Below are 13,893 nucleotides of genomic sequence, written 5' to 3' on the forward strand. Positions count from 1 at the left end.
TTTAATTTTGATTTAAGGCTGCTTTCTAAGGATATAGGTTTGTTTCTCTTTCTGCACTTCAAATCCGAGTATAAATGCTAATGCTTCAATGTTTTCATCTGTACTTCCGCCTGCAAAATCTACCGTTACCTTCTTATCTGCCGATTCTTTAGGATAAACAATATGAATGTTGTAGTTTTTCTGTAAAACTTCCGCAACTTCTTTTAAACTGACATCATTAAAACTTAAAGACAATAATGACGATAGTTCTTTATTCGTTTTATTCTCCTTTTTCAGCGAAATAACTGCGGCTGTACGAGCGACCCCGAAATTGGTCCATTTCTGATGCGGTTTCAGGAAAGTTACCGGAACACCTGTGTAAGAAACCGCTACTTTTCCTTCGTAAAGATCTACTGCTTTATCATTTCCTGTTTGGGTAATTTTAAAAATCGTTCCCAACACTTTGGTACTGAAACCATCTGCATGAACGATGAAAGGATGCTTTTTTGATTTAGCTACAGAAAATATCGCATCACCTTTAAGATTCACCACTCTTGTATCTGCAGGAAAAGATTTTTCAACGGTAAGTTCTGCTCCCGGAAATAAGGTCACCACAGAACCATCTGCCAAATGAACTTTTTGGTTGACAGACTCTGCAAAATAAACATCCGGCTTAAAGAAAGTATTGTAAGTGAAAACACCTCCTAATGAAAGAAGAAGTAATATGACGGCTGCGATTTGGTAAAAATACTTTCTAAAGCCGTTTGGATGATCTATAATAGCTGTCTGAATAAAGTAAGATTCTAAAGCAAATAAAACCCTGTCTTTAGATTCTTGTATATGGTTTGTATCAATATTTTTTTCTACACTGATTTTCCATTGATCTAAAAGTTCGGTTTCTTTTGGGGACATTTTCTCTTCAGAAACTTCTCTCTGCCAAAGCCTGAAAACGAATGCTTCAATATCTTTATATTTTAAGTTTTTCATAAATATTCTAAATGTAAGTTCACCGTTACATCTATAAAACAGAGAAAATAAAAAACTTCCCCAACCCACATTTAACATTGTATTCACATTAAATCAGCTTGTTAACAATTGAAGACCTTTTTTTGTCGTTTATCAACATTCGCTTCACATTTAACCGTTGATTTTCAGAAATAATTAATCTTGAATTCCCCAAAGTTCACAAAAAGTTAATTTTCCTTTAGGTAATTTTGCATCACCGATGAATCAAACAGATCACATATTATTGAATAAAATAAAAACAGGCGACCGTCCTGCTTTTATGGTACTTTACGAAAGGTATTGGAATGATTTGTACCGTTTTGTTTTTGTAAGAACGCGGGATAAAGAAGTTGCTGAAGAACTTTTACAGAATCTCTGGATTAAAATTCTGGAAAATACAGAAAGTATTCAAACAGATGACAATGAAAGTGCAAAAGGATATCTTCTGAGACACCTTCATTACAGGGTTATTGATTATTTTAACAGCTATAAAAAAGCATCACCCACAATCAGCATTGATGAATCGGAACATTCTATCGATATCACCGACACCGAATATTTTGAAATTCTTGAAGACCATGAAATTTCTGTCTTATTTACAATGATTGATGAAGTTGTTTCGCAGCTTCCGATTACCGAACAGAAAGTTTATGACATGAGAATCCGGAAAAATATGTCTGTAGACGAAACCGCCGAAGCGCTGGGAATAAGCAATAAAACAGTCAGTAATAAATTAAGCAAAGCGATTGGTGAAATCCGTGAACAGCTGAATCCTGAATATCAATCTTCGAAAAAATTTGTATCGATTCTTATGCTTATGGAAATGTTTTTGAAGTAGTAAGGAAATTATACAATAGTTTGAAAAGATTCAGAATGACAAATATTGTGGATTTAAACCTTCAAGGTTTTTGAAACCTTGAAGGTTTGGTTTGATTTGTAACAGCCACAAATCCTACAATACGTATTTCTACTCAAAGTGATAATTAGTTGTTTATACTATTTCATATGTACCACATTTTTTGTTACTTTGAGAATCATAATAATATTATGACACTTATTTTACAATAACATACTTGATTGTACCGGCAAGACGAGTATTTGAGTTAATTTAAATTATTCAATTGTATTGAGTAATTAAACAATGATGGCACACTTAATTTTTGTGCCTTTTCTATTGCATATTTCTTACAACCATTAAAACTAAAAACTATAACACATGACTCAAGAAAACTACGACGTAATCGTCATTGGTGGAGGAGCAATTGGTTTGTCTACAGCGTATCATCTTGGCAAACGCAAGGCAAAAACCTTAGTTCTGGAACAATTCACGTTTGTGAATCAATTGGGAAGCTCTGCAGGAGTATCCCGACAATTCCGAATCCCTTATCCTCAAGAATACATGGTACAAATGGCTTTGGATGCAGAACCTTACTGGGACGAACTGCAAAAGCAAACCGACACTCAACTGCTTGACAAAGTAGGAACGCTATGGTTTGGAGATCCCAATGTACATTCTACCGAAGGAAATATTGCTGAAGCGGAAGAAGCTTTAAAAGCATTAAAGGTTCCTTACGTCACCCTTTCTGCAAAAGAAATTGAAGAAAAATACCACTTCCAAAACCTTCCGGAAAAATATACAGGATTGTTTCAGCCGGACGGAGCAAGTATTAATTTTAAAGCAACGATTGAAACGCTTTTAGATCTTTGTAAAAAATCTGAAACGGTACATCTTGAAGAAAATTCTCCGGTTCTTAAAATCGAACAAATGGGCGATCTTTTTGAAGTCATCACACCAAACGGAAGTTATATTACTAAAAAACTGGCGATCATTCCTGGTCCATACATCAATAGTGTAATCAATTTACTGGATTTTAAAATCGAAGCAACGTACTGGAATATGTCTTCGGCTTATTTTAAGAAAACCGATCCGAACATTCAATATCCTACCTGGTTTGTGTTCCAGAATCCGATTGGGGAAAATGGAAATCAGTTTTACGGCTTCCCTTCCGTTGACTGGGATCATCCGGAATACATTCGTGTAGCACCGGATTTTGTGATTACGCCTTTGGAAGAACCGAGCGACAGAACATTAATTCCTAATGAACAGGAACTTGCCTATACTTCAGAATGGGTAAAAACATATATGAAAGGCTTAGGTACAGAACCGGAATACACCTCAACATGTCTTATCGCCTTAAGTAAAATCGCCAACAAAGAATTATTGATAGATTTTGCACCAAGCTATGTTCCGAATCACAAAAACATCGTGTTATACGCGACAGGTTGGGCAGCAAAATTCACTCCGTTTTTAGGAAAAATAATGACAGATCTTGTATTGGACGGGCATACTGATTTTGATATTACTCCTTTCCAATTAGGAAGAAAATACTTTAAAGCAATTTAAAAAAACCAAATTAAAACTAAAACTACTATGAACAAAAACACTCCACTAAATCCGGGGAAACATCCTGATTTAAAAATTGAAGTCGCTATTATCGGTGCCGGAACTTCCGGATTGTACTCTGCTTATCGTTTAGTAACGGATAAAAAATTTAAAGCCAGCGATGTACAGATCTTCGACATGAATAATAAACTAGGCGGAAGACTGGAATCTGTTGTGATGCCCGGAATGAATTTCTGGGGAGAATTGGGAGGTATGCGTTATCTGACTTCTCAGGAAATTGTAACCACCTTAATTGAAGGCTACACTATTCCTGCAGATCCGCACAGACGTATTCCTGTTTTGAAAGATCAAATGACGCCTGTTCCTTTCCCAATGGGAGATTCTACAAAATTGTTGATGTATCTTAGAAAAGAACGTTGCAAACAAGACGCATGGAATGTTGCTCAGGCGGAAGGCGAAAAACTCATTACAAGATATTATTTAAATGATGATGATTTGGGCTTCAGTTCGGATCAATTGTTTAATAAAATTATTTATGATGTTTTAATGGCAGATCCTTGGGTTGCTGAAAAATATGGTAAAAAAATAATAAGAGGAAAAACAATTTACGATTATTCATTTGAATTAGACAGCAGAGATTGGGATGATATTAAGCCTAAATTGGTTTATAATTTCCCGAATTCTCCTTACGACAACCGTAAAGTAAATGACTTAGGTTTCTGGAACTTAATCAAAGATCAGGTTTCACAGGATGGATATGAATTTCTAGCAAACGCCGGAGGATATTATTCAAATACCATCAACTGGAACTCAGCGGAAGCTTTTCCTTATATGGTAGGAGATTTCTCTGCGGGAACGATTTATAAAACCATTGAAGAAGGCTATGACAGCATTGCTTATGCCTTAGCAAATTCTTATATGGAGCATGAAGGAGCGTGTATTTGGTCTGAAAATAAACTACTTACCTTCACAAAAGCACATCCTCTGACAAGTTCTCACAGATATGAACTGACTTTCCTTAACCTGAAATCTAACACCCAATGGAAAGTGTATGCCAATTCATTGATTCTTGCGATGCCGAGAAAATCGTTGGAGCTTTTGGATCAGGATAATTTCTTCTTTAATGTTAATCAAAATTCAACACTAAATTATAACATTCGTTCTGTGGTTATGGAACCTGCCTTTAAAATATTAATGGGCTTCCCATATCCTTGGTGGAAAGAATTAGGAATTGATTCCGGACACTCGATCACCGATTTGCCGATGAGACAGTGTTATTATTTCGGAACAGATCAACAATCCGACAACTCAATGCTACTGGGAAGTTACGGAGATATGGAAACCGAAACTTTCTGGAAAGCACTTTCTGATGATAAGATACTTTTTGAAGTAAAAGCTGCAAAATCTGCTTCATTAAAAGAACTTCATGAATTGGATGATGTTCAGGCTACGAAATTAATGGTTGACGAATTGATGAACCAACTTCGTGAGCTTCACGGAGATCTGGTAACGATTCCGGAACCTTATGTAACGTATTTTAAAGACTGGACAGACGATCCTTTTGGCGCAGGTTACCACGCTTGGAAAGCCGGATATTCGGTAGAAAACGTAATGCCGTACATGAGAAAACCTATGACTGATGAGCAGATTCACATTTGTGGAGAAGCTTATTCTGATCAGCAAGGCTGGGTAGAAGGTGCTTTCTGTGAAGCCGAAAAAATGCTTCAGGAATATTTTGGAATGCATCGCCCAATCTGGCTAAGTCCTGATTATTATTTGGGATGGTAGAATAAAATTAATTTTTAAAATAAAACAGCCTCAGAATTTCTGGGGCTGTTTGTTTTTTGTTTTTTGTCGTCAAAATAAAAGATTAAGAAAATCCATTTATAAAAAAGGCGGTAAAAGAGTTAAAATCTCCTTAAATTTTTCAATTAGAAAGCAAATATCAATTTTTGAAATCTTTAAATGAGTAATTTAGCATCGGATTAATAATGCGTTAAGATCTTTATGAAAAATATATTCTTTTTATTGCTTCTTTCCAGTGTACAGCCTGTATTGGCACAAACTAAACTAGAAAAAGCAATTACCAGTCTCGAGAATAATTACGAACAAGAAAAAGTATACCTTCTTACCGACAAACCACAATATGTCGCGGGTGACCAAATCTGGTTTAAAAGCTTTGTATTTGACGGCTATAATCGTTCTACATTGTCTACCACTCTATTTGTTGAATTGTACGATTCTGATAAAAAATTAGTAGACTGGAAAACCATACTTCTTACTAATGGTGAAGGCAGCGGAGATTTTAAACTGAAAGAAAACCTTCCTGAGGACGTTTATTTCGTAAGAGCTTATACGCCTTATATGGACAATTTTAGTGAAGATTTTCAGATTGTGAAAACGATACCTATTTACAATCCCAACTCTGCTGAAGCATTAGAGATTTCTAAAAGTTCTGATTGGTCTGCCAAAGCCTTTCCCGAAGGTGGAACTTTCATTAACGGGATGCCAACGAAATTTGCCGTAAGATTATCAAGCAATACTTCTTTTCCGGAAAACTGGACCGGGAAAATAATAGACACCCAAAATCCAAATGTACCTATCACAACCTTTACCTCATTTGATAAAAATGTTGCGTCTTTTAAAATAACTCCAGCTTTAGGAAAAAAATATCAAGCGGTCATTAAGGATAATACAGAAAAAAGTCAGACAATAGATCTTCCGCAAGTTGCAGGAAGTGGTGTCAATTTAGAAGTTTCCAGCTCTAAAGATGGGATTAAATACAGCTTAAAAGGAGTCAATTTAACACAACAGCTCCAGAATTATAAAATTGTCGGAACCATCAACAACCATCTTGCTTATAAAGCCAACATCAGTAATTTAACGAATGAAGCTTCAAGTACGATTCCTACAAAAATCAGCAATGGAAACAACGGTGTTTTACAGTTAGCTATTTTTGATGCACAGGAAAATCTGGTTGCACAAAGGCTTTGCTTTATCAAACCTAATAATTTAAAGATCGAGAAAGCAGAGATTATCGGTCAGAATTTAAAACAAAAACCAAGATCATTCAATAGCATTGATCTTTCTCCGGAGTCTGCTTTTAAAAATTATACCGTTTTGGTAAGTGAAGACGACGGTAATACCAATCCGGAAGAAGAAAATATACTGAGTACTCTTTGGTTAACAGGAGATTTTACCACAAAAATAGACGCACCGGCACAATATTTTTCTAAAACAGCGAATAGTGAAGCGTTGGACGCACTGCTTATCTCCGAAAACTGGAAAAGATTTGACTGGAATTCTGTATTGAGCGGATCTGTACCAACCATTAAAACCAATTCTAAAAAGTTTCTTTCTTACAGAGTAAAACCTCTTAAAAACAGCGCCATGCTGAAAGATACTAATGTAAATTTAGTATTAAAATTAGGTGAAAATCAGCCTACTTTCAATCCATTCAGAACCGATCAAAACGGGTATATTTATTTGGACAACCTTAACTTCAATGAGCCTTTGAATGTTTCATTATTCATCAATTCAGAAAATAATAAAGAAGCAAGTACAGAAAATTTATTCGTTACGGTAGAGCCTTTGGTGAATCCTACCCAATTTAAAGGCAATTTCCCAAGTACAAAATACAAATTGGTAAAAGCCGCTGAAAACAAAAAACTTTCTCCGGCAATTTCCAGAGCCATCAATACTCAGAAAAACAATAAAAAAACGGAGAATGTCGATGTACAAATTGAAGAAGTAAAACTGGTAGGAAAAAAGCAAGATCCAAAAGAAGAATTAGACAAACAACTGTCCACGGGAATGTTCAGCTCTATCAATTCTACTATATTTGATTTTGTAAATGAAGACCAAAATGCCACCGGATCGGGCAATATATTAGATTGGCTACAGGGAAGAGCTGCCGGTTTAACGTTTCAAAGAAACAATTCGGGAGTGAATGTTCCGTACATTCGTGGCAGTCAAGCTAAGCTATATTTGGATGAAGTAGTCACTGATCCTTCTATGATTGCAAGTCTTCCGATAAGCAATATTGCTATGGTGAAAATTATTAAAGAATCAGGATTAGTAGGCAATGCCGTAGCAATCTACACCATGAAAGGCGATATGAAGTCTAAAAATGTAAAACCAACCCAAAACAATAACTCATCTGTAGTAAAAGGGTACGATAAACCTTCGGAATTTCCTATTGAAATGTTAGACGACGATTCTCCGGTAAAAATCGAAAACGATACCCGAGAAACCCTATATTGGAATCCAAATTTATTTGATAGTGATTATGTTCCTCCGATCATTAAATTTTATAATAACGACAGTGCAAAACAATACAAAGTGCTTATCATAAGTTTTGATGAAGATGATAATATTCTTTATGATAAAGAAATTTTAAAGTAATATATTTTTCTATATTTAAAAAGCCTTTCAATTCTCTTGAAAGGCTTTTTTGTATTTTTAAATTGAATTATATCCTATCTTTTTAAAGTCAAAAAAAATTACTCCAAACTCCTGTCCAAATGAACATAACCGCCATCTACATGAATCAGCTGTCCTGTTGTGTGTGAAGATTTTTCCGATAGCAGAAATGCTGCCATATTCGCAATTTCCTCAGAAGTTGTCATGCGTTTTTCAAAGGGAATTTTTGAAGTAATACTTTTTAATTTTTCTTCCGGATTTTCAAAAGTAGAAATCCACGATTTGTAAAGCGGAGTCCAGACTTCTGCAACGATAATCGCGTTTACACGAATGCTGTAAGGCAAAAGTTCTACCGCCCATTCTCTTGTTAAAGCATTTCTTGCCCCGTTCGCAGCGGCATATCCTGAAGTTCCGCCTTGTCCGGTTTCTGCTGTTTTGCTGCCAATATTCACGATGGAAACCTTTACTTTCTTTAAGATAAGGAAGTGCGTGATGCACCAAAAGATAATAATGCACCACATTTTTATGATATGATTCGAGAAATCCTTCGTATGAACCGTTTTCCAGACCTATTCCATCGTTTACACCTGCATTATTGACGATTCCATCGATTTTTCCGTATTTTTTTACGACTTCTTCAATTGCTTTTTTGCATTCTTCAGGTTGAGAAAGTTCAGCGGTAACAAAGTCGGCTTTTCCTCCCTTATCCACAATTTCCTGAATGGCTTTTTTGTTGTCGTCTTCGTTTCTGCCAATGATTATGGGGAAAGCTTTTTCTTCGGCTAAAATTTTTGCAATGGCGTTTCCGATGCCTTTTGCACCGCCGCTTACGATGATTATTTTATGGTCAAGATTTAGGTTCATAATTTTTTGTGTTATGTTTTTTAACGCGAGGAGCGCAAAGATTTTCTTTAATATTGTTCTTCATATTTTTTGTTCGCAAAGGCGTTTCACTCAGCAAAGACGGCGAAGTTTTATTGTATAAATTTTTAAATAATTACATTTAAAAAAATTGACAAAAATAAAAATCTTCGATTTTTAAAACTTATGTGCTCTAATTATTCTCAAAGCATTAAACTTAAATCTAATGTGACTAATGTGTCAAAAAAACTATAATTTGTAAAACTCAACAGCATTTCCCGAGAAAAAAAGCTGTTGTTCTTCTTTTGAAAACTGACTTACATATTTTGAAATTAATTCCATCCACAAAGCATAATTCCCTCCTAATAACATAACTGGCCAATCACTTCCGAAAATTACACGTTTAATTCCAAATTGTGAAAAAATGAAATCCAAAATTTCAAAAATTGATTTTTCATCAATCGTATTCCAATTTCCTTGGGTTAAAAGTCCCGAAATTTTGCAATAAATATTAGGATTTTGGGCAAGTCCTGAAATATTAGATTTCCAGTCTTTTAAATCATTTGTTTTAACATCCGGTTTTCCGCAATGATCCAGAATAAAAGGTTGATGGGGTAATTTTTCCGAAAGTTTTAAGGCATCAGAAAGCTGATCCTGTCTCAATAAAATATCAAAAGTATAATTAAATTGATTAAGCTTAGAGATTCCATTCAATATATTTTTTTGCAGTAAAAACCCTATTTCTTCTCCTTCAGCGATATGTCTGAAACCTTTAATGAGTCTTTCAGATTGATAGTTTTGAAGCGATTCTTCAAGTTTTTCAGAAGTCAAATCAATCCACCCGACAATCCCTTTAATAAATGGATTTTCTTTCGCTAAATTGACCAAAAAAGCAGTCTCTTCATCGCTTTGATCCGCCTGAACCGCAATGCAACCATCAATCTTGTTTTCATTTAAATATAAAGAAAAATCTTCCGGCAGAAAGTCCTTTCGGATTACAGCCATCTCTTTCGTAATCCATGCATCCCGAATCGGATCAAATTTCCAAAAATGTACGTGAGAATCAATAATCATATTTAATTATTTTTTTCTGAAATGAAATTTATAATGAAAATATTTTGTCCATCAACTGCCACTTTTCTCCGGGCTTCGAATTGGGTAACTGTTGTTGAAATTTCCACATCAATTCTTCCCATTCCTGAACTTTTGGATTGTTTTTATCCGCTTCATTTTTAGCTTCGAAAGAAAAATTATCGTCGGCTTCCACAATCATAAATAATCGATTTTGAACACGATAGATCTCCATATTTATAATTCCGGAATCCAAAATACTTTGTTTGATTTCAGGCCAAACATTTTGATGATATTTTTCGTATTCGGTAATCAATTCAAGATCATCAATCAAGTCGAGGGCGAGACAGAATTTTTTCATTCCCCGTACGCTTTTACTTTTTGAGTGCTGCTTCCCAAACCGTCAATTCCCAATTCTACCACATCGCCAGATTTCAAATACCAAGGCTCAGGTTTTTGCCCCAAACCGACACCGGCAGGCGTTCCTGTACTGATAACGTCTCCAGGAAGCAACGTCATAAACTGACTGATATAACTTACGATAAATGGTATATCGAAAATCAGATTGGAAGTATTTCCATCCTGCAGAATTTGTCCATTAACTTTCAACCACAAACGTAAATTATGAACATCTTCAATTTCGTCAGGCGTCGCAATGAAAGGTCCGATTGGCGCAAAAGTATCGCAACTTTTTCCTTTTACCCATTGTCCGTTTCTTTCCAACTGAAAGGCTCTTTCGCTATAATCGTTGTGCAAAACGTAACCCGCAATGTGTTCAAGCGCATTTTCCTCAGAAACATAACTTGCTTTTTTTCCGATGACAATTCCCAATTCAACTTCCCAATCGGTTTTTGTACTGGTTTTAGGAATAATTAAATCATCGTTCGGACCAACGATTGCAGTAGTAGCCTTAAAAAACAAAATGGGTTCCTCCGGAATCGGAGCGTTGGTTTCTGCAGCGTGATCTTTATAATTCAGTCCGACACAAATGATTTTTGACGGTCTTGCCAAAGGTGCACCCAGTCTTTCATCAAGAGAAATTTCGGGTAGATTCTGAGCATTTATTTCAGATTTTAAATTTTCTATGGCATCACCGGAAAAAAAGTTTTCATCATAATCTTTTATCAAATGAGAAACATCGTATCTTTTTTCGCCAATGATTACTCCCGGTTTTTCGTAGCCCGGTTTTCCGAATTTTATTAATTTCATTTTTTAATTTTATTAATTTGATTGTTCTTGAATGCTTGATTTTAACTCAAAGGAAACAAAGATTTCTTTAATATTATTCTGTATATTTTTCGTTCGCAAAGGCGTTTCACTCAGCTAAGGTTTATTGCTATCATTTGCTGAACGAAGTGCCTTTGCGATCGGAAATTTTTTAAGTTTAATTTTTATAATCTTTGCGAGCCTTTCGTTAAAAAATAACAAACAGTTTATTTTAATTATTCAAAGTGGTAAAACCACCATCGATGGGGTAATCTACACCGGTGATGAATGAAGCTTCATCACTGCAGAGATAAAGCGCCAAAGAAGCAACTTCTTCAGGTTGAGCCATTCTTCCGATCGGTTGGGTTTTTGATAACTTTTCAAACATTTCTTCAATGTTGTCGGGGTAATTATTCTTTAAAAATCCATCCACGAAAGGTGTATGTACTCGCGCCGGAGAAATGGAGTTACAACGAATATTTTCACTAATATAATCTTTGGCAACACTCATCGTCATTGCTTTTACGGCACCTTTTGCTGTGCTGTATGCGAAACGGTCTGGAATTCCCACCAATGCGGCAATCGAAGCCATATTAAGGATCACACCCCCTCCCGATTTTCTAATCTGCGGAATGGCAGCGAACAGGCAATTGTAAACGCCTTTGATATTGACATTATAAATTTTGTCGAAATCTTCTTCTGAAGTGGTATCTGCTTTTCCAATGTGCGCAATTCCGGCATTATTCACAAGAATATTGATGGCTCCAATCTGATCGAAAACGGCTAAAACATCTTTCTGCTTTGAAACATCACAGGCATAAACCGTAGCATTTCCTCCGGAAGATTGTATTTTCCCCAACGTCTCCTGTCCGTTTTGTTCTGTAATTTCAAGAATGTGAACTTCTGCACCATTGGCTGCAAGCTGAACCGCGATTGCTTGTCCGATTCCGCTTCCGCCGCCTGTTACAACGGCTTTTTTATTTTTTAATGAAAACATTTTTATATTAATTATTAAATTTTACTTATATTTTTTAAAGCAAAGGGCGCAAAGATTTTTTTTAATATTCTTCTGCATATTTTTCTTTCGCAAAGGCGTTTCACTCAGTTAAGATCACGAAGATTCTTGTTTGTTTCAACCTTCATGCGACTTGTAATAATCTTTGCGTTTAAAAACCTTTTTTAAGATTAATAATACTTAAATTATTAAAGACTAACCCCTCTTTTCCAAGGGATAAAATCATCCTGATTCAATGCAACCGCTTTAGGAATAATATTTCCGCTGGCAACATCGATGCAGAAATCTAAAATATCTTCCCCCATTTCCTGAATGGTTTTTTCGCCACGCACAACTGCACCTGTATCAATATCGATAATATCAGACATTTTCGTTGCTAAAATTGTATTGGTAGCGACTTTGATGACTGGACAAACCGGATTTCCTGTAGGCGTACCCAAACCTGTCGTAAACAGAATCAACGTAGCTCCAGAAGCAGCTTTTCCTGTGGTCGCTTCCACGTCATTTCCCGGTGTGCAAACTAGACTTAATCCCGGTTTCGTGGCGCGTTCTGTATAATCTAAAACATCTACAACTGGCGCGGAAACCTCCTTTTTTTGCTGCACCTGCAGATTTTATAGCATCTGTGATCAATCCATCTTTAATATTTCCGGGTGATGGATTCATGTAAAATCCTGAACCGACGGCATGAGCGAGTTCATCATATTCTGTCATCAGTTTAATGAATTTTTCAGCGGTTGGTTTATCTACGGCGCGGTCGATTAATTCTTGTTCGACACCACACAATTCCGGAAACTCGGCAAGTAGAACTTTAGCTCCCAAAACAGAAAGAATATCCGCAAGATGTCCTACAGCCGGATTGGCTGAAATACCACTGAAACCATCGCTTCCGCCGCATTTTACACCAACACAAAGTTTGCTGATCGGTGCATCTTCACGTTCCAATTTATTAATTTCTAAAAGTCCTTTCAGGGTTTCAAAAATGGCATTTTTGATCATGATTTCTTCGCTTACCGCTTTTTGCTGTTCGAAAACAAGTAAAGGTTTATCAAAATCTGGATTTCGATTGTACAAATCTTTTTTAAAATTATCAATCTGAAGATGTTGACAACCCAAACTTAGCAAAGTGATTCCTGCAACATTGGGATGATCTGCATAAGACGCCAACAGTTTACTGAGCGTATCCGCATCCTGTCTTGTTCCGCCGCAACCACCGGTATGATTGAGAAATTTAATTCCGTCTACATTTTTGAAAACTCGATCTTTTGCAGGAATATTTGAAGGTGAAAAATCAATATCATCAATATTTTCTCCTTTAGAAATCGCTTCTACCAATTGATGGGTGTAGCTTTTATATTTTGCATCAACCGCATAACCTAAGTTGTCATAAAGAGATTCTTTAATAATATCAAGATTACGGTTTTCACAAAAAACAGTGGGGATAAAAAGCCAGTAATTAGCCGTTCCCACATCTCCGTTTGAACGGTGATATCCTTTAAACGTTTTATGTAAAAATCTTGACACATCGGGTTTTGTCCAATGATAGTCAACATCGCGGTAGTAGTAAGGCTCGGCTGCGTGTTTCGTATTGTCAGTCGTCATTCTGATTCCTGCAGCCAAATCGTATTGTACTTTACCGACCAAAACACCGTACATAAAGATTTCGTCGCCCTCTTTCATGTCATTCATAAAGAATTTATGTTTAGCGGGGATTGCTTCTAAAGTGATGTAAGTTGCTCCTTCGAAAATGATTTCAGTTTCTGCCGGAATATCCTGCAAAGCAACCAAAACATTGTCTTTATGATTTATTTTTAAAATTAAATTGCTCATTTTAAAATATGTTTTTTAAACGCAAGGTGCGCTAAGATTCTTTAGTATTGTTCTGCATATTTTTCGTTCACAAGGGCGCTCTGCTCAGCAAAGAGCGTAT

9 protein-coding genes and 2 pseudogenes are annotated in these 13,893 nt (G+C 35.9%); 4 read left to right on the forward strand and 7 right to left on the reverse strand.

What is annotated here, in order from left to right; genetic code table 11:
- Positions 1 to 12: 12 nt before the first annotated feature.
- Positions 13 to 966, reverse strand: coding sequence for a FecR family protein (locus J3D55_RS15370; RefSeq protein WP_259132377.1), 954 nt, complete (start codon positions 964 to 966; stop codon positions 13 to 15).
- A gap of 262 nt (positions 967 to 1,228) precedes the next feature.
- Here J3D55_RS15370 and J3D55_RS15375 point away from each other — a divergent pair, with 262 nt between their 5' ends.
- The 4 genes from J3D55_RS15375 to J3D55_RS15390 all read left to right on the forward strand — a co-directional run bounded on the left by J3D55_RS15375 (position 1,229) and on the right by J3D55_RS15390 (position 7,792).
- On the forward strand, positions 1,229 to 1,822 hold the full coding sequence (locus tag J3D55_RS15375) for an RNA polymerase sigma factor (protein ID WP_259132378.1): 594 nt from the start codon (positions 1,229 to 1,231) through the stop codon (positions 1,820 to 1,822).
- 378 nt (positions 1,823 to 2,200) lie between these two features.
- Entirely contained in the window at positions 2,201 to 3,388 is a 1,188-nt protein-coding gene (locus J3D55_RS15380; RefSeq protein WP_259132379.1) for an FAD-dependent oxidoreductase, read from the forward strand.
- Positions 3,389 to 3,415: 27 nt separating this feature from the next.
- On the forward strand, positions 3,416 to 5,176 hold the full coding sequence (locus tag J3D55_RS15385; protein ID WP_259132380.1) for a flavin monoamine oxidase family protein: 1,761 nt from the start codon (positions 3,416 to 3,418) through the stop codon (positions 5,174 to 5,176).
- A gap of 219 nt (positions 5,177 to 5,395) precedes the next feature.
- The gene (locus J3D55_RS15390) at positions 5,396 to 7,792 is read left to right on the forward strand and encodes a hypothetical protein (RefSeq protein WP_259132381.1); all 2,397 of its coding nucleotides are present in this window, start codon (positions 5,396 to 5,398) and stop codon (positions 7,790 to 7,792) included.
- Positions 7,793 to 7,890: 98 nt separating this feature from the next.
- Here J3D55_RS15390 and J3D55_RS22570 read toward each other — a convergent pair.
- The 6 genes and pseudogenes from J3D55_RS22570 to J3D55_RS15425 all read right to left on the reverse strand — a co-directional run bounded on the left by J3D55_RS22570 (position 7,891) and on the right by J3D55_RS15425 (position 13,793).
- A pseudogene (locus J3D55_RS22570) lies at positions 7,891 to 8,674 on the reverse strand (L-fucose dehydrogenase).
- A gap of 246 nt (positions 8,675 to 8,920) precedes the next feature.
- A complete protein-coding gene (locus J3D55_RS15405) occupies positions 8,921 to 9,745 on the reverse strand; it encodes an amidohydrolase family protein (RefSeq protein WP_259132383.1) in 825 nt (274 codons plus the stop codon).
- Between the two features lie 28 nt (positions 9,746 to 9,773).
- Positions 9,774 to 10,103, reverse strand: coding sequence for an L-rhamnose mutarotase (locus tag J3D55_RS15410; RefSeq protein WP_259132384.1), 330 nt, complete (start codon positions 10,101 to 10,103; stop codon positions 9,774 to 9,776).
- Positions 10,100 to 10,951 carry a fumarylacetoacetate hydrolase family protein gene (locus J3D55_RS15415; protein ID WP_259132385.1) on the reverse strand — a complete coding sequence of 284 codons (852 nt, stop codon included), beginning with the start codon at positions 10,949 to 10,951 and terminating at the stop codon, positions 10,100 to 10,102. Before J3D55_RS15415 ends, J3D55_RS15410 begins: the two co-directional genes overlap by 4 nt.
- Positions 10,952 to 11,180: 229 nt before the next feature.
- The gene (locus tag J3D55_RS15420) at positions 11,181 to 11,945 is read right to left on the reverse strand and encodes an SDR family NAD(P)-dependent oxidoreductase (protein ID WP_259132386.1); all 765 of its coding nucleotides are present in this window, start codon (positions 11,943 to 11,945) and stop codon (positions 11,181 to 11,183) included.
- A gap of 206 nt (positions 11,946 to 12,151) precedes the next feature.
- Positions 12,152 to 13,793, reverse strand: a pseudogene (locus J3D55_RS15425) (UxaA family hydrolase).
- Positions 13,794 to 13,893 lie beyond the last annotated feature (100 nt).

This window comes from Chryseobacterium ginsenosidimutans, assembly GCF_024807225.1.
Taxonomy (GTDB): domain Bacteria; phylum Bacteroidota; class Bacteroidia; order Flavobacteriales; family Weeksellaceae; genus Chryseobacterium; species Chryseobacterium ginsenosidimutans.

Coding starts and splice junctions, on each gene's coding strand:
- J3D55_RS15415 (WP_259132385.1), bottom strand. CDS start 10,951: ATGAAATTAATAAAATTCGGAAAACCGGGCTACGAAAAACCGGGAGTA.
- J3D55_RS15420 (WP_259132386.1), bottom strand. CDS start 11,945: ATGTTTTCATTAAAAAATAAAAAAGCCGTTGTAACAGGCGGCGGAAGC.
- J3D55_RS15380 (WP_259132379.1), top strand. CDS start 2,201: ATGACTCAAGAAAACTACGACGTAATCGTCATTGGTGGAGGAGCAATT.
- J3D55_RS15370 (WP_259132377.1), bottom strand. CDS start 966: ATGAAAAACTTAAAATATAAAGATATTGAAGCATTCGTTTTCAGGCTT.
- J3D55_RS15410 (WP_259132384.1), bottom strand. CDS start 10,103: ATGAAAAAATTCTGTCTCGCCCTCGACTTGATTGATGATCTTGAATTG.
- J3D55_RS15390 (WP_259132381.1), top strand. CDS start 5,396: ATGAAAAATATATTCTTTTTATTGCTTCTTTCCAGTGTACAGCCTGTA.
- J3D55_RS15405 (WP_259132383.1), bottom strand. CDS start 9,745: ATGATTATTGATTCTCACGTACATTTTTGGAAATTTGATCCGATTCGG.
- J3D55_RS15385 (WP_259132380.1), top strand. CDS start 3,416: ATGAACAAAAACACTCCACTAAATCCGGGGAAACATCCTGATTTAAAA.